Source organism: Ruegeria arenilitoris (assembly GCF_013032855.1).
GTDB classification, from domain to species: Bacteria; Pseudomonadota; Alphaproteobacteria; order Rhodobacterales; family Rhodobacteraceae; genus Ruegeria; species Ruegeria arenilitoris.
The window spans coordinates 796,013-810,844 of sequence record NZ_WQDA01000002.1 but is presented as its reverse complement, the minus strand read 5'-3'; the positions used below and the strand labels follow the sequence as shown (position 1 = coordinate 810,844).

Genomic DNA, 14,832 nt, shown 5'->3' with positions numbered 1-14,832 from the left:
CGGTAGCTCGTCAGGCTCATAACCTGAAGGTCGCAGGTTCAAATCCTGCTCCCGCAACCAAATCCACAAAATCAAAACTATCCACAAAATCCCTAGCTTTGGGTCAAGGGTAGCCCTTTACCGATAGGGTAGTGTCTTGGGGCGCCGAGCAGAAGGGCTTTGGGAGTGTTTCTCCGAAAGCGTTCCACTGTGGCGCGGCACTTTCACGCCCGATGAGCCAATCCGCCTAACTTACGTCGCGCTGCCGCCAATGCGATTGACATCTGTGTTGGGAAAGAACTCTGCCCAGACGTGCCAGAACAGCCCGGCGCGCAAGGTTTCAACCCGCCTGAGTTGCCCCTGATCGCTATTTCCCCAAAAGTCACATCGCTTTACTGGTTTTCCGCTGTCGTTGTACCAGACCCCGAGGCTTTCGAAATGTGGGTCTATTTGCACCACAAGATCACGCCCACCGACTTGTGTGTTCACCAGCCAGTTCTGGTCAACCACGAAGTCGTCGGTCCAACAGACGGCATCCGACCCGACAGTCACGCCCCAAACAGGTGTCTTGTTGGGCAGGCGTGTGTCTGGCGCGCGCTCCATGTTGTCCATGACGGGGGCAGCCTCTTGATGCTGCCTGGCGATCCCCCATCCGAAAATGATCTCCAGCGCCATGTCCAGCAGTCTCAGGAACGGGTTGCTTGACGGCTTGTTTAGAAAGACCTCACCGTCGGGGTAGGCTTTCTTGAAGCCACGGAATGTCATGCGGAACGTTGGCCACGGCTTCATTTGAGCTTCCGGACGCAATGGGCACGCGGGACCGTCCGTCGCGGTGTCCCGATCCGCCTCTCGGAACCCGTAGATGTGTTGGATCGGTTCCCCGGTGTCGTTGTCCCGCAGGATCAGGTTGTTGCCATGTTGCGCTAGAACTTGAAGGTTCAGCCGCTTTCCTTCGATGGATGGCCTGTAACCCTGACCAAGATTGGCCATTGCACAATAGGTCATGACGACGTCTTCGCCCCCAAGCCCCCTGGCGTCGCCGGCCAGGTGAGGCCGCATGATCTGGGCGTCAGGATGTGCCCGGGCGTGATCGCCGTTTGTCATCACGATCACGGGCGCGGTCGGTCCGACGAACCGTTCCGCTTCGGCAATGCTGTAATACCGGGCTGTGTTGAGCTGGTTTCTCAACCCCAAATGGACCCACACATAGGGAAAGCCATACAGAACCAATGCCAGAGCCGCGCCCAACCACCAAATCGCGCCGATGCCGGCACCAAACGCAAAGTGGGCTATGGTCGCAACCGCAAAAGCCGCAAGGCCAAGCCCGATCAACCGATATTCGTTGCGAATGAAGCGGATCATGTTTTCTCGCTTTACCTTCAGCAACATCTGGGAGACGTCGCCTAGGTCACGGAAATAGACAAAGCCAATCCCGAGCGAGACAGCGAGTCCGATATAGAAGATCAGGTTGGCAAGCATGGAGGTGCCTCTTGAACGTGGCGGGCCGACGTGAGGTCGGACTGCAGTTAGCGTTCGACCGCAGCCTGTTTGGTCAGAAAGGCTTCGACCGCGGCAACGGTTTCCGGGCGCAGGTTTTCGATGCCTTCATACGGCACGCCGCGCGCAGGTTCGGTATCAGGGTACAGTTTCTTGCGGGCAAGATGCCGGCCCAGAATGCGCTGGAATTCCTGGCCGCCCCATGCGCCGACTTCGGTCGAAACCGGGTACTTTTCATGCGTATCCCGATAGATATCGAAAAAATTCGCCAGAATTGCACTTTCTCCGGCACCCGGAAGGTTCAGTTTCAACTGGTCCTTCACGATCGCCTTCGGGGACGCCACCGAATAAATGATCACGTGATCGCGCCGCGTTTTCGACTCATCACCGAACAGGATTGACGCGGATTGGTCCACCCCATCCACAAGCCTGTCCCGTGGGATGAACGCGTCGGCGCCCGCCAGGCGGGACAGGGTCGTATACAGATCCGACACATGGATGATGTTGTTCACGATCGAGTCCGCCTCGATCATTCCGGGCCAGCGGATGAAGGCATCCACACGTACGCCGCCTTCTGTCGTATCTCCCTTGCCGCCGCGGAAAATCATCGGCGTGAAACCTGACTGTGGGGAATATTTCGTGAAGTGTCCGTTGTCGCCCATCAGCACTACAATGGTGTTTTCGGCTACGCCAAGCGTCTCCATCTCCTCAAAGAGCACGCCCAGATATTCGTCCAGCAGTTGCAACTTGTCGGCGTAAAGGCCGCCATTCACGCTTTCGGGGCCGTCGCGTCCTGCACGCGTGTTGTCCAGCGGGATCATCGGCCAGTACTGCAGAAAGAAGGGGGTGTCGCCGCCTGCCAGCCGCTGCAGTTCAGACAGCGCCTTGAGCTGGAACTGTTCGTTCATCTCATCGTATTTTTCTGCGTCCCACCGCTCGCCCGGCTGCATGCGGATTTCACGGATTGGACCGCCAGCCTCACCTTCGATGACGGTGGCCATGGCGGCGGGATCGGGGCGGAACCAATCGTCTACGATATAGTCCTCTTCGAAGTCCTGGATGCCGACCGAGACCTGCTCGCGGATGGCGTCATCGTTGAAGATCGTCAGCTGACCCTGTTGATGGATGGCATGCTGCGCATAGTCGAAACCCTGGTTCATCGCCCAGCTTTCCGCGATATCACCCATATGCCACTTGCCGACATGGCTGGTGGCATAGCCGGCCTCTTTCAGAACCTCTGCCAGCGTGACCTCATCTCCGGGAAGGCCAAAGCCGGCAATGTCGACCGTGGTATCGCCCATACCCATGCGCACCGGCAGGCGCCCGGTCATCTGGGCCACGCGCGTCGGCGTGCAGGAGGGCTCGGTATACATTCGAACCATGCGCATGGCTTCGTCCGAGAACGCATTGATGTTGGGGGTTTCAATTCCGCGGACCGCATTCAGTTCGGGAATGCCCATGTCGCCGAAACCCAAATCGTCGATCAGAATGGACACGATGTTGGGAGGATTTCCAGCATTGCCTTCCCGAAATTCGGCCAGTAACGCATCGACGGCAGCGTTGTCTTCAATCCACTGCTCGCCATTCTGCGCTTCCAGAATATAGTACTGCGCGTCGTGGATGATCGGCGTGTCCTGCGCAAAAAGCGGGGAAGACAACAGGATCGAGATGGCCGGCGCCAAACAATAAAGTCTTTTGAACATAAAGGGTTCCCCGCTGCAGGATGGTTGCGATTGCGACAAGTCTAATTATTTCGGCCTCTAAATCAAATTCAAGGGCGGTGGCACGAGGGCCGGTCGCCCCGTTTGAGGGCAAACCACCGGCGTGATCACTAGGCTGTTTCGAACAGGGCGTCGGTGAGAACGTGTTCCGAAAGCGCACCTGGCGCGCCGATCGCCACAAGCCGCGTCTCGGGTTTTCGATCACCCCACGCGCCATCCCGTGAAATGTCCATGCGCTTTCCGACGACCTGCACAAGAATGCGATGGTCCGGGTCCTCCTCGCTGAAAACGAATCCTTTGAGGCGATAGACGTCGCCCGGAAGCTTTCGAATTGCGCCTCTCAGCGATGACAGGCTGATGGGTTGCTCGGCCTTCATCATCGTTGTTGAAAAGCCGTCTGAATGATCAGCGTGTTGGCACCCGCAGTCAGGCCCATGCTCATGATGCTCCGGCACTTCTGTCTCAAGCTGTTCGGCAGCAAACCGGCCGACCGACAGCAATATGTCCAGCGGGACATCCGCATTGACCGCTTCGACCAGGCGATACCTGCGGAAACGCGAGCCGAGCCAGTCGTGCACTTTCTGAACTGTTTCTCTGCTGACCAGGTCCACCTTGTTCAAGATGACCATGTCGGAGAACGCGATTTGCCTGAGTTTCAACTCCATCTGCTCTGGTGCAGCGAACAGCTGCTCGGCGTCGACAAGGCACATCAGGCTGTCGAGGCGGATCATGTCCCGGAACTTCTGGTCCGTGAACGTCATCGCGATCGAGGACGGGTCCGATACGCCACTGGCCTCGAGGACGATGTATTCCGGTTTCTCCGGTCGGGCGAGAACGGCCTCGACCGTTTCGATCAGGTCATCCCGGATCGAGCAGCACACACAACCATTCGCCAGGCTCATCACATCGTCTTCCAGGCCAACCACAAGATCAGCATCCACATTGATCGAGCCGAAATCGTTGACCAGAACCGCAACCCGCAGACCATGATTGCCGGTCAGGATGCGGTTCAGTAGGGTTGTTTTCCCCGCCCCGAGAAAGCCGGTAAGAATTGTGACCGGAATTGCCGCAGTCGAACCAAACTCGATCATACTGTCACTCCGTCTTCTTCTTGCGGTTTGGAATGACGTCGTCGGTCTTGATCACAAAGTCGCTGGGCCATTCGGGATTGGGCGCGCGGAACACGTCGGAGGGGTAGTATTCCTTGGGGTCGATCTCCATGTCGCGGTACTTTTGGTCCTGCTGTTCGGCGCGCGATGACCGCGGGGCAGGTGGCTTGATTTCATCGGGCAAGGTGATCTTGCCTTCGGCTTCCATCTTGCCCAATTCACGGAACGGTGCGACCGAGCCTGACTTGCCGGGCAGTGTCGCCTTCCGATACCAGATCGCATCTTTTGTGACGTTGACCACGGCCACGTCCAGACCCCAGGCGAACAGCCCATCATAATGGGCCCGGATACCCGCCAGCATCTCGGCATCAATGTCCTCGTCCTGCGTGTAATGGGTCACCATCGCAAGCCGGGGGCGTGCCTCAGCCATCATCTTGCCAACCGCATAATGCGAGGTGTGATGGGTATCGATCGTGTAGTTGAACAGCTCCTGCGGCAGGCCGTATTTGTAGGTCATCAACTGGCCGATATCCTGACCGGACATTTCGGTGACGAACACATCAACGCCTTTGCCGTATTCAAGGCTCAATTCATCCGGTCGGCCGTCCCCGGTCCAAACGAAGCTTAGGCCGTTCCAATCCAGGCGATACCCGACGGCGCCGTCCTTGGCATGGCTGCGTGGCCAAGAGCGCACGGTGACGCCATCTTCGTCATAGACGATGCCGCCTTCCTGACGGAAATCGAACTCGTTGACCTCGATTTCGTAACCGTCTCCAATCGGGAATACGTCGAAGGCCTCTAAATGCCATTTCAGCATTTGCTTCATGCCGTCCACCATGCCCGCCGTTCCAAGCTCGGGTGTCCGGCCGGACGGGCCGTGGATCCGCAGCGGCGTGTAGCCACCCGACCAGGCTCTGAACGGGTAGATATAGGGGATGTCGGCGTAGTGATCGACATGCAGATGCGTGATGAAGATATCGTTGATCAATTGCGCAGGCACCTGCATCCCGATGATGTTGCGCACACAGCCCGACCCGAAATCGAAGAAGAACCGTTTTCCATTGCCCAGCTCGACCATCACACAGGTGCCTGCCTGATCCTCACGCGGAGGAAACGGCGTTGACCCGCAGAAGGAGATGCGCATCTCGTCGGGCCCCAATTCCTCGGAAAGCGGGAAATAGTTTGCGTTCGACCCGGTCATGTATTTCGTCGGCCGGAAGTACTCCGGCAGAGTGATGCCGCCGGCAGGCCGGCCGCCATAGGGGTTCTTCAGGCTTTCACCCAGAGGGCCGTCCCCCTCATGCGCCTGTGCTGCGCCGGAGCCGTAGCTGACAGCCCCCGTTGCCACCGCACCTGCCGCCAGCCCCTGCATGACATGCCGGCGCGAAGGGTTTTCGATTTCATCCGCTGGCTGGTTTTGCTCGTTTACGTGATCGTTGCTTTGGTCTTTGTCGGTCATTGCGATACCCTAAGTCGGATGCGTTTCGAAGATTGCGCTTCGCCAGACGACGAAGCTCGTTCACAAGTTCAGATTTGATGTGGGCCCATTCCTCGCGCTCGGACGCGGTGATCGACGTATCCTTGAGCTTTGCGCAGACTTTGCCGAAGTCCTCGATGGCCTCGCTCAGAAACGCGTCCGGCTCGAACTGGCTGGAAAGCGCAGTCGAAAGCTCGGGTAGCTCGTCTTTGAGGTCGTCCGTCACTGGATAAAGCCCGATTCCCACTATCTATTCTCGCATCAAGATGCGTGCGGTTGACCGGGGCGGCCAAGTGAGTCACCGTGAGTTGGGGGTGAGTTTGCAGTGAACCAAGCCAATGATTTATCGATAGATCAAGATGTTGGGCTGCCATCACCTGACCTGGTTCGGCAGGCGCTGCGTGACGTTGTTGCCAGCGCCGAGTTCCAAACTTCGCCCCGGCTTCAGCAGTTTCTGACCTATGTCGTCGAGGAAACCCTCGCCGGTCGCGGTTCCCAGATCCGCGGCAAGGCCATTGCCGTCGAAGTGTACGGCCGCAGCATTGATGGCAGCGGCGGTCGAAATCTGGTTCGGGTAGAGGCGAGGCGACTACGGCGTTTGCTGCGTGAGTTTTACGAAGACCATTGGGACGGCCAGGGCGTTCGGATCTTCGTCGATCCCGGCGGATACAAGCCGCGGTTTTCGCACCAAGCTTCCCCGGATGATCCGAAGTCACACCTGGCAAGCCACGGCCCGCCCGGCGGGGCCAGGCACCTGCGTGGACTTCTGTTGGTCGGGCTGGGCGTTGTGGCCATGATCGTCATGCTGGGCATGTGGCTGGGACCCGGCAACGACGAGGTCGGGCAACCCTCCAACACCACCCGGCAGGCCGAACGGGCTGCGCTTGGTCAGCAATCGCTTGCCAGATTGCAGGCGGCCAACCTGGCGGATCAGGCGCGGGGGATGTTCTTTCCGGTCTTCGATGTCAAACGCCAGCAGATCGCCCTGGGAATGTTCCAGCATTCCACCGGGCTCGACCCGGCCTTGCCCGATGGCTATGCGGGAATGGCTCAGGTCTTGGCCACACTGGCTCTGCTGTCTCAAGACGAGGACACACGAGATGATCTGTTGCGCCAAGCATCCCAAATGTCAGGAACGGCGCTTGAGTTGTCGCCGTCGGGTGCATGGGCCAATGCCTCGAATGCGTGGCGATTGGCGGTGTCGGGCGATGCGGATGAGGCTTTGAATTACGCGCGCCTGTCTGCCGAACTTGCGCCTGAAGATGGGCATGTACTTGACCTTGTCGGAATTGCCGCCCTGATTGCGAACGAGCCTGAACTAGCGGCGGAGGTCAGCAATCCGTCGCGGGTCAGATCAGGGTCCGGCCGATTTGGGGCGAGAAATATCTGGGGCGTATCGCAGCTTGTGCTCGGGAACTACGAAAACGTTGTCGATGCCTTTCAGGGTGCGCCTGCTGCAGGAGCGCCCGTAAGCGGGCCATCACTTTTGTTCCAGGCCGTCGCTCATGATCAGCTGGGCAATTTTGACGAAGCGCAAAGACTTGTTGATGAGTTGGACGCCACGTGGCCGGATTTTCCATCCGAATTTCTGGTGCAAAGGATCTTTCCGGGTGACCCCGATATACGGAAGAAGATACTCGGATCTCTGGCGAAGTACTGACAGACCCGTCGCAGCCTGCGCCGCTAAGAAGTCTTCAAGTTCCAACTGATGGCTTCGTGCGCGGCCCAGCTCGGCGTTGACGTTTCGGTGCTGCAGTCCTTCGTCGGCTTTGGGGGAAATTTGCCGCAAACTTCTCTTGACCTTCCAGCGCGGGAATGGGGCAAACGGTCACCCGAAACTGTGCGCAAGGCGGCAAGACCGGCAGGTCAAGCAGGTTTGATCAGTGTCAGACCGTTTTGGTGCCGCCCGCGCCAAGCCAAAAAACAACCGAGTGAAACGAGCCGATGAACAAACTGACGCCATTGGTGGGCGGCGTTCTGATCGCAGGCGCTGCCGTGTTCGCCTACAACCTCAGCCAACAACCTGCAGGGCACTCGATGGAGGTGCCTGACACCTCGTCGCTGTCGCGGGGGGACCCGATCGCGCAAGTCAGCGTGCCGGCGACGTTCAGTGCGCCGGCCCAGATGGGCAAGGTTGCCTTTGACGTCAAATGCGCTGTCTGCCATGGGGCGAATGCCACGGGTTTGGAAGGCCTGGCTCCGCCCTTGGTGCACAAGATCTATGAGCCCAGCCACCACGGGGACGAGGCTTTTCAGCGGGCGGTTCAATATGGTGTTCAGGCCCACCACTGGCGCTTTGGCGACATGCCGCCGGTGGCTGGCTTGACCCGTGCAGACGTGCAGGGCATCGTTGCCTATGTCAGGGAACTGCAGCGCGAGAACGGGATAAACTGAACCTTGCACAGCTGGGCGGACAGGATGATCGGACGGTGGTTTCTGGCTTTGGGCCTGGTTCTGGCCGGTATTCTGGTGTTCTCGGAACCCGCCTTTGCGCATGGGGGCGATGGGGGCACACATGCCGTCGTCGATCTGGAAGCATCCGACCCCGACCATGTCGAAAAGGGCCACCCGGGCCATTGCCACGGCGGGGCCTTCTGCAACGGCGTGGCCATGACCGTAGCCGCACCCGTCGTTTCCGCGCTGGTCTCAAGGATCAGCCGCCGTGCCATCCCGTCGGGCCGGTATCGGATGTTGCCGGTGGCCCTGTTCGACCCGCCCCCGCCGCGCGCCGTGTCCTGAGTCAGGTAAGGCCTCTTCTGGGGGCGAGTTGAAGCAGACATACAGGACAAGACGATGACCTTTTTCAAGCTGACGACGGGCGCCGTGCTGGCGTGGATGGTGGCCGTGACCGCCCTGGCGCATGGTGGCGCCACCGGGATCGTGAAGGAACGCATGGACGGCATGTCCGCCATGAAGGACGCCATGAAGACCCTGACGCCGATGATGCAGGGCAAGACGACCTATGACGCCGGCACCGTCCGAGACGCAGCCGAGACGATCGGCCGCCATGCCGGCGACAGCATGACCCGGCTGTTCCCCGAAGGCAGCGATGGCATGCCCTCCGAGGCCAAACCCGCGATCTGGCAGGACTGGGACGCCTTCGCCGAACTGGCCGAACAGCTGCAGACCTATGCCGAGGGGCTGGCCTTGGCGGCCGACAACGGGCTGATGATGGCCGGTGCCGGGCAAGGGTCCGGCATGATGGGCGGATCGGGCATGATGGGCGGCGCTTCGATGATGGGGGGCGGGGCCATGACGGGCGGCCCCCCCGGGCGCGAGGAGCTGTCCGAGATGCCCGCCGATGGCGTGTTCATGATGCTGGGCCAGACCTGCTCGGCCTGTCACACGCGGTTTCGGTCGGAATAAGGTGCTTCGATGAAACGCCTCTATCGTCTGGTCCTTGCCTCTGCCGTACTGGCTGCGGCGGGGCTGGCCGCCGTAATCGCGTGGCCGATCGGTCTGACGCCGCAACTGCCCGACCTGACGGGCGACGTTGACCGCGGGGCCTACCTGGCGCGGGCGGGCGGCTGTATCGCCTGCCACACCAACTTCGCCGAGGGCGGCGCGCCCCTGGCCGGCGGCGTCAAGCTAAAGACACCCTTTGGCACGCTGTATTCCCCCAACCTGACCACCGACCCGGACCACGGAATCGGTGGCTGGACGATCGAGGAATTCGCCAAGGCCGTACGCCAAGGCGTGGCGCCGGACGGGCAGCCCTATTACCCGGCCTTCCCGTACCCGTTCTACGCCGAATTCACCGATCAGGACATCGCCGACCTGTGGGCGGCGTTCCAGACCGTGCCCCCGGCGGCCACGCCGTCCCGCGCGCAAGAGATGGCCTTTCCCTTCAACCAGCGCTGGGGGCTGAAACTGTGGCGCGCGGCCTTCCTTGATCCTCCGCGCACCGATCCGGTCCCCGGCAAAGGTGATGTGTGGAACCGCGGCCGGCTGCTGGTCGAAGGCGCCACCCACTGCGCCGCCTGCCACACCGGGCGCAATCTGCTGGGTGCCCGCAAATCGGATTCCGAGCGCTTCAGGGGCAGTGATGCATTGCCGGGCGGCGACAAGGCGCCGGCCATCGACTCTGCAACCCTGCAGAGGCGGGGCTGGACGGTCGACAGCCTGGCCTATGCCCTGCGCACAGGTATCATGCCCGACGGTGACGTATTCGGCGGCGCAATGGGCGAGGTCGTGACCTACGGCACCCGCTTCCTGACCGAAGAAGACCACCGCGCCATGGCCACCTATCTGCTCGATGCCCATGACGAAGGGTAAAAAGGTGGAGCCGCCGCGCCGAGCGATCTCGCCAATGATGAAATGGGGTACACCGGTGGCCGTTGTGATCATCGGTGTAGCCAGCGCTCAATGGTGGATGTCGAAAGGGGTGCCTGACGGTGCATCCGCCGATCCGCTACGTGGGGCGGCGCTTTATGCCGAAAACTGTGCGTCGTGTCACGGGGCCAAGCTGGAGGGTCAAGCCGATTGGCAAACGCCTGATGCGGACGGCGTCCTGCCAGCCCCGCCGCATGATCGAACCGGGCACACCTGGCATCATGGCGATGGCCTATTGTTCGACTATACCAAGTTGGGCGGCGAGGAGATGCTCAAGCGAATGGGAGTCTCGGGGGTCCAAAGCGGAATGCCGGGATTTGCCGACAGCCTGTCCGATCAGGATATCTGGGACATCCTCGCGTTCATCAAGGACAGTTGGCCCGAACGCGAACGCGCGATTCAACGCCAACGTACCGAGGCGGAAGCCCGGGCAGGCAACTGATTTTTTGTCGGAGTTTACGCGTCAATTCTGTGTCTGCTCATGTCGGTTGGGCGAGATCACTACTCGCCTCCGCTCGGCTCGGTCCCGTGTTCGCCACCCTATGAAGCAAGCAGACCCGACAGTTTGAGTGCCCCGGACTGCAGCAGTGGCAGGAATTGCTTCAGGCTTGTCAGATCGTGCCGCTGCGTGGGGGCGTGCACGGACAGAGTGGCCGCAAGCCGGTCATTCTCGTCAAAGACCGGAACCGCGACGGCGGCCATGCCGGGCATGAACTCCTCGTCGTCGGTCGAGTAACCGTTCTGGGCGATTTTGGCGATCTCGGCACGCATGGACGTGGGGTCGGTAATGGTTTTCTCGGTGTTCGCGGTCAGCCCGCGGGCCGAGAGAAACCCATCCATGGTGTTTCGGCGCAGGGTCGAGAGGTACATCTTTCCGCTGGCGGTGCAGTGGAACGGCACCTGTGTCCCGATCGGCAGCTGGATTCTCAGCGGCCATTTGGTCTCGACCCGATCGAGATAGATCATCCCCTCGCGGTCGGGGATGGCAAGGTTGCAGGTCTCACCAATTTCGTCGGCCACTCCGCGCAGGATAGCCAGGCGGGCCGTGCGCAGGTGTTCGGACGAAACGGTGTTCACGGACATCTGCCGCAACCGGGGGCCGGGCCCATAGGACCGGCCGTCCAGATCACGTTGAAGGAACCCTTCGGCCTCGGCCGTCTGCAGCAGCCGGTGGACCGTCGGCTTTGCCAGACCCAACGCTTCGATCAGGTCTGCCGGTTTGACCGCGACCCCGCGCCGCGCGACCTCTTCCAAGATCAGCAACAGGCGCAGGTTCGTTGGAATCTGGGTGTCCTTGTCTTGTGTGTCCGTCGCGGTCATCCGGCTACAGTCTAGTTTTTCGGCAGTAGTATCAAGGCCAGATCAGGCACCAGTGACACCAGAATCCAGACCGAGAGCAACGCCACCAGATAAGGCACCGTATACCGCAGAAGCCGGAAATACGGCACGCCCGTAACTCCCGAGGCGACATACAGGTTCAGCCCGTATGGCGGCGTGATGAAGCCGATGGATGCTCCGACAAGGAAGATCACCGAGAAGTGGATCGGATCAATCCCGACCGAAGCTGCGATCGGCGCCAGAATCGGAGCCAGAATGATGGTCACCGGCAGGCTCTCCAGAACCATGCCCGAGAAAAACACGATCACCATCGAGGTGAACAGAACAGCATGGTAGCCCCCCATCGAGGTCACGAAATTGCCGATCGTTTCCTGAGCCCCCAGCAGGGAAAGGATCTGCTGCATCACCACCGAGATGGCAATCAGAGGCGCCAGGATCCCGGTGATCTGTGCCGAACGGATGACGATTGACGGGATCTCGGGGATCGTGAAACCCTCGACCACCAGCATTTCGGCAAAGCTCTTGTCCGTTGGGGAAACATCGTCGCGGGCGCCCATGATCCGGTTGATCGGATAACTCACCAGCCCGGCGATGACGCAGAAGCCAACAGTGACCCCGGCGGCCTCGGTCGGAGAGAACTTGCCGGTGTAGATGCCCCACAGCACAAGACCGATGGCAAAAAAGCCAAGCCATGCGCCGAAGGCGGTTTTCAGAACGCGGTTCAGCTGCAGCGGGATCAGGTGACCCCAGCCGTTCATGCGACAGATGATCCAGCAGGCAAACTGCATCCCGATCACCATCAGCGCGCCGGGCAGGATGCCGGCCACGAACAGTTCGGAAATCGGCAGGTTCATCAGGAAACCGTAGACGATGAAGATGATCGACGGCGGGATGATGATGCCGACCGTGCCGCCTGCCGCGGCGGTTGCGGCGCTGAAGCGTTCGTCATACCCGCCCTTGACCATCTCGGGGTGCAGCATCGATCCGATCGTGGCTGTCGTGGCCGAGTTCGACCCCGAGATCGCCGCGAACAACCCGCAGGCCCCAAGCGAAGCCATCGCCAGACCGCCGCGTATCCAACCGAGACAGGCATAGGCGAAGTCGCTGAGCCTTCGGGCGATACCCGACTTGTTGATCAGGTCTCCGGTCAGGATGAAGAGGGGCATGGCCAGCAGCGCGAAGCCCTTGTTGAACACGTTCAAAAGCTCGGCGCCCATGTTGTCGAGCGTCAGGCCCAGAACAAACGAGCAGCCGATCACCCAGTAACCGATGACCAGAAGGACCGGCACGCCCAACATGAACAGGAATGTCACGCCGAGCGAAATTAAAGTAACCCAAGTTCCGTCTGCCATTAGTCTGCCCCGATCACGGCCTGCTTGATCAGCGGCTCGCCTGTTTTGAAGTTGCGCAGATCGTCCGCCAGGTTCTGGAACACTCGGCCGACCATAAGAAAGAATGACAACGGTGCCGCCAGCAGGAACCACCACTGCATGACGTTGTCCGTGCCCAGAACGATCTGGAAGTTGGACGCTGACAAGGCCACCAGCCGCGACGTGGTCACGATGACGATGACCGCGAAGATGAACCACAGCACCGCGTCCAAGATCAGGCAGGCCAACTGCCCGCCGCGTGGCATCGCGGTCCGAAATTCGCTGAAGCTCAAATGCGTTCTGAGGCGCACGTTGTAGGAGGCCCCGAACCACGCCATCACCATGAACAGCAAGGGTGGAATCGTTGTGGACCAGGGTTCCTGGTCATTGAAGACGAACCTGTCGATCACGCCCCAGAAGATGATCAGCGCAATGGCGAGATAGGAATACACCATAACGGATCGTTCCAGATGGCGCTCGATGAAGGGAACCTTGCGATAGATCAGCATGACCAGAAGCCCGCCCAGCGCAGCAACGACGGCGCCGACAACCCACGCTGCGTCGGACTCCAACGCTGATTGAATTTCAAAGGAATCCTGGCTGAGAAAGGCGCTGAATATCGCGCCAATGTCTGCCCAAAATGACATGAACCCCGTCCTCCCAGTCGGTCTTCGGATGAACCGGCCCACGCGGGGCCGATTCAAATCAGTTTATCAGGCTTGGCCCATCCACCAACGGCGCGGCTCGACATTTTCCGGCAGGGTGTCTGCCGGGATCTCGCGCGCGATGTCGTAGATCTCCTGATAGGTGTCGATGCCGCCGGCCCATTTGTTCAGGCGCTCGCGCCATTCCGCCCAGGGTTCCGGGTTGAAGTTCGGGGCACACATTTCCTCGGCCAGCTTGATCTGGTCGTCCGGCAGGAAGGCCGCACGCACACCGTTCTCGGCGAAGATCGTGTTGGGCAGCTGCGGATCCGAGAAGCCGACCGTGTTCAGCAGCGCGGCTTCGTTTGCACCCTGGATCAGGGCCTGCGTGAAGTAGGACGATTCCATGACCGCATCCTGCAGCTCGCCGCCCAGGCCGTCGAAGACCTTGGCCGACATCGACGTGTGTTCGGTACCGCAGAAGAACTTGAGGTTGACCGACTGGGAAACGACCGGTGCCATGTTCGCGTAGGCCACCGCCGATGCCCAGGTTTCGGCCCCATCGATCAGACCGGTCTTCAGCGCATCCAGCGTTTCTTCCCAAGCCACCGGAACCGGGTTCAGGTTCAGCAGCTGCATCGCGATCCGACCCAGCTGAGTGCCGGTCACGCGGTTCTTGGTGCCAAACAGCTCTTCCAGTTTGGTGACGGTGGGCTTGTCCGCAAAGGTCGACCCCATCTGCAGCCCGCGCAATTCGCAGTGGGTGAACAGGAACTTCAACCCGTGGCGCTTTTCGAGCGGCTCGCGCAGGATCCGCTGGCTGGCGGGGCTGTAGAAGAAATGATACTGCGCCGCGCGGCTTGGGAACATGTAGGCATAGTCCAACACGTTCAGATAGGGTGCGCCACCGGCCGAGTTCTGGGTCGAGGCCGCGTAAATGTCCACGATTCCCTGCTGGGTTTTCTCGACACAGCTCAGCTGACCGCAGATCTGGTTGTCGCCGATGAACTCAATGCGAATCTCACCGTCCGTGCGCTCTTCGAGGTCGCGGGCGAACTCGATGGCGCCGGCCCGTTCGATGAGAAGGTTGCGCGTGTTGAAACCTGCCGCGCCGAATTTCAGCGTATGCTTGGGCTCTTTCGAGAATCGTTTTTCATACGTGGATTCAGCCGCCTGCGCGAGATTGGCAAGGCTCATGGCCCCACCGAAACCCCCCGCTGCCAGCAGAGTGGAACTCATGCCATAGCGTCCGGCAACGCGGAAAAAGTCCCGCCGTGAAATGCCACTTAACTTTCGTCCGATCTCCATTGCTATCCTCCCGTTTCGCAATTATTGAGACGTTTTGTATCAAAAAATGCTAGCTTA

The 14,832-nt window shown here is 60.2% G+C and carries 15 protein-coding genes; 6 read left to right on the top strand and 9 right to left on the bottom strand.

From position 1 onward, the window contains the following. Positions 1-231: 231 nt before the first annotated feature. The 5 genes from GOW72_RS10220 to GOW72_RS10200 all read right to left on the bottom strand — a co-directional run bounded on the left by GOW72_RS10220 (position 232) and on the right by GOW72_RS10200 (position 6,009). Entirely contained in the window at positions 232-1,458 is a 1,227-nt protein-coding gene (locus GOW72_RS10220) for a DUF3179 domain-containing (seleno)protein (protein ID WP_170366757.1), read from the bottom strand. A gap of 47 nt (positions 1,459-1,505) precedes the next feature. Beyond that, positions 1,506-3,179, bottom strand: a complete 1,674-nt coding sequence (locus GOW72_RS10215; protein WP_170366756.1) for a sulfatase-like hydrolase/transferase — start codon at positions 3,177-3,179, stop codon at positions 1,506-1,508. Positions 3,180-3,307: 128 nt separating this feature from the next. After that, positions 3,308-4,288 (bottom strand): CobW family GTP-binding protein, encoded by a 981-nt coding sequence (locus GOW72_RS10210; protein ID WP_170366755.1) that lies wholly within the window; start codon positions 4,286-4,288, stop codon positions 3,308-3,310. A gap of 4 nt (positions 4,289-4,292) precedes the next feature. Continuing rightward, positions 4,293-5,765 carry a guanitoxin biosynthesis MBL fold metallo-hydrolase GntH gene (gene gntH, locus GOW72_RS10205; protein WP_217353659.1) on the bottom strand — a complete coding sequence of 491 codons (1,473 nt, stop codon included), beginning with the start codon at positions 5,763-5,765 and terminating at the stop codon, positions 4,293-4,295. Next, complete coding sequence (locus GOW72_RS10200; protein WP_170366754.1) at positions 5,707-6,009, bottom strand: hypothetical protein; 303 nt, start codon at positions 6,007-6,009, stop codon at positions 5,707-5,709. Before GOW72_RS10200 ends, gntH begins: the two co-directional genes overlap by 59 nt. A gap of 99 nt (positions 6,010-6,108) precedes the next feature. Here GOW72_RS10200 and GOW72_RS10195 point away from each other — a divergent pair, with 99 nt between their 5' ends. The 6 genes from GOW72_RS10195 to GOW72_RS10170 all read left to right on the top strand — a co-directional run bounded on the left by GOW72_RS10195 (position 6,109) and on the right by GOW72_RS10170 (position 10,557). Further along, the gene (locus tag GOW72_RS10195; protein ID WP_170366753.1) at positions 6,109-7,443 is read left to right on the top strand and encodes a tetratricopeptide repeat protein; all 1,335 of its coding nucleotides are present in this window, start codon (positions 6,109-6,111) and stop codon (positions 7,441-7,443) included. A 284-nt stretch (positions 7,444-7,727) separates the two neighbouring features. Beyond that, the gene (locus GOW72_RS10190; protein ID WP_170366752.1) at positions 7,728-8,177 is read left to right on the top strand and encodes a c-type cytochrome; all 450 of its coding nucleotides are present in this window, start codon (positions 7,728-7,730) and stop codon (positions 8,175-8,177) included. Between the two features lie 24 nt (positions 8,178-8,201). Continuing rightward, complete coding sequence (locus GOW72_RS10185) at positions 8,202-8,522, top strand: hypothetical protein (RefSeq protein ID WP_170366751.1); 321 nt, start codon at positions 8,202-8,204, stop codon at positions 8,520-8,522. 54 nt (positions 8,523-8,576) lie between these two features. Then, positions 8,577-9,149, top strand: coding sequence for a c-type cytochrome (locus tag GOW72_RS10180; protein WP_170366750.1), 573 nt, complete (start codon positions 8,577-8,579; stop codon positions 9,147-9,149). Positions 9,150-9,158: 9 nt separating this feature from the next. Continuing rightward, on the top strand, positions 9,159-10,058 hold the full coding sequence (locus tag GOW72_RS10175; protein ID WP_170357978.1) for a cytochrome c: 900 nt from the start codon (positions 9,159-9,161) through the stop codon (positions 10,056-10,058). Further along, positions 10,045-10,557: a c-type cytochrome gene (locus GOW72_RS10170; protein ID WP_425328544.1), complete on the top strand. Its 513-nt coding sequence runs from the start codon at positions 10,045-10,047 to the stop codon at positions 10,555-10,557. Before GOW72_RS10175 ends, GOW72_RS10170 begins: the two co-directional genes overlap by 14 nt. A gap of 98 nt (positions 10,558-10,655) precedes the next feature. On the opposite strand, the gene GOW72_RS10165 is transcribed toward GOW72_RS10170, so the two are convergent. The 4 genes from GOW72_RS10165 to GOW72_RS10150 all read right to left on the bottom strand — a co-directional run bounded on the left by GOW72_RS10165 (position 10,656) and on the right by GOW72_RS10150 (position 14,775). Next, entirely contained in the window at positions 10,656-11,435 is a 780-nt protein-coding gene (locus GOW72_RS10165; RefSeq protein WP_170366749.1) for an IclR family transcriptional regulator, read from the bottom strand. A gap of 11 nt (positions 11,436-11,446) precedes the next feature. Then, entirely contained in the window at positions 11,447-12,805 is a 1,359-nt protein-coding gene (locus tag GOW72_RS10160) for a TRAP transporter large permease (RefSeq protein WP_093962896.1), read from the bottom strand. Next, positions 12,805-13,470: a TRAP transporter small permease gene (locus GOW72_RS10155; protein ID WP_093962895.1), complete on the bottom strand. Its 666-nt coding sequence runs from the start codon at positions 13,468-13,470 to the stop codon at positions 12,805-12,807. Before GOW72_RS10155 ends, GOW72_RS10160 begins: the two co-directional genes overlap by 1 nt. A gap of 66 nt (positions 13,471-13,536) precedes the next feature. Next, positions 13,537-14,775 (bottom strand): TRAP transporter substrate-binding protein, encoded by a 1,239-nt coding sequence (locus GOW72_RS10150; protein WP_170366748.1) that lies wholly within the window; start codon positions 14,773-14,775, stop codon positions 13,537-13,539. Between the last annotated feature and the right edge of the window lie 57 nt (positions 14,776-14,832).

Coding starts and splice junctions, on each gene's coding strand:
- GOW72_RS10155 (WP_093962895.1), bottom strand. CDS start 13,470: ATGTCATTTTGGGCAGACATTGGCGCGATATTCAGCGCCTTTCTCAGC.
- GOW72_RS10215 (WP_170366756.1), bottom strand. CDS start 3,179: ATGTTCAAAAGACTTTATTGTTTGGCGCCGGCCATCTCGATCCTGTTG.
- GOW72_RS10150 (WP_170366748.1), bottom strand. CDS start 14,775: ATGGAGATCGGACGAAAGTTAAGTGGCATTTCACGGCGGGACTTTTTC.
- gntH (WP_217353659.1), bottom strand. CDS start 5,765: ATGACCGACAAAGACCAAAGCAACGATCACGTAAACGAGCAAAACCAG.
- GOW72_RS10180 (WP_170366750.1), top strand. CDS start 8,577: ATGACCTTTTTCAAGCTGACGACGGGCGCCGTGCTGGCGTGGATGGTG.
- GOW72_RS10190 (WP_170366752.1), top strand. CDS start 7,728: ATGAACAAACTGACGCCATTGGTGGGCGGCGTTCTGATCGCAGGCGCT.
- GOW72_RS10165 (WP_170366749.1), bottom strand. CDS start 11,435: ATGACCGCGACGGACACACAAGACAAGGACACCCAGATTCCAACGAAC.
- GOW72_RS10170 (WP_425328544.1), top strand. CDS start 10,045: ATGACGAAGGGTAAAAAGGTGGAGCCGCCGCGCCGAGCGATCTCGCCA.
- GOW72_RS10175 (WP_170357978.1), top strand. CDS start 9,159: ATGAAACGCCTCTATCGTCTGGTCCTTGCCTCTGCCGTACTGGCTGCG.
- GOW72_RS10160 (WP_093962896.1), bottom strand. CDS start 12,805: ATGGCAGACGGAACTTGGGTTACTTTAATTTCGCTCGGCGTGACATTC.
- GOW72_RS10185 (WP_170366751.1), top strand. CDS start 8,202: ATGATCGGACGGTGGTTTCTGGCTTTGGGCCTGGTTCTGGCCGGTATT.
- GOW72_RS10220 (WP_170366757.1), bottom strand. CDS start 1,458: ATGCTTGCCAACCTGATCTTCTATATCGGACTCGCTGTCTCGCTCGGG.
- GOW72_RS10210 (WP_170366755.1), bottom strand. CDS start 4,288: ATGATCGAGTTTGGTTCGACTGCGGCAATTCCGGTCACAATTCTTACC.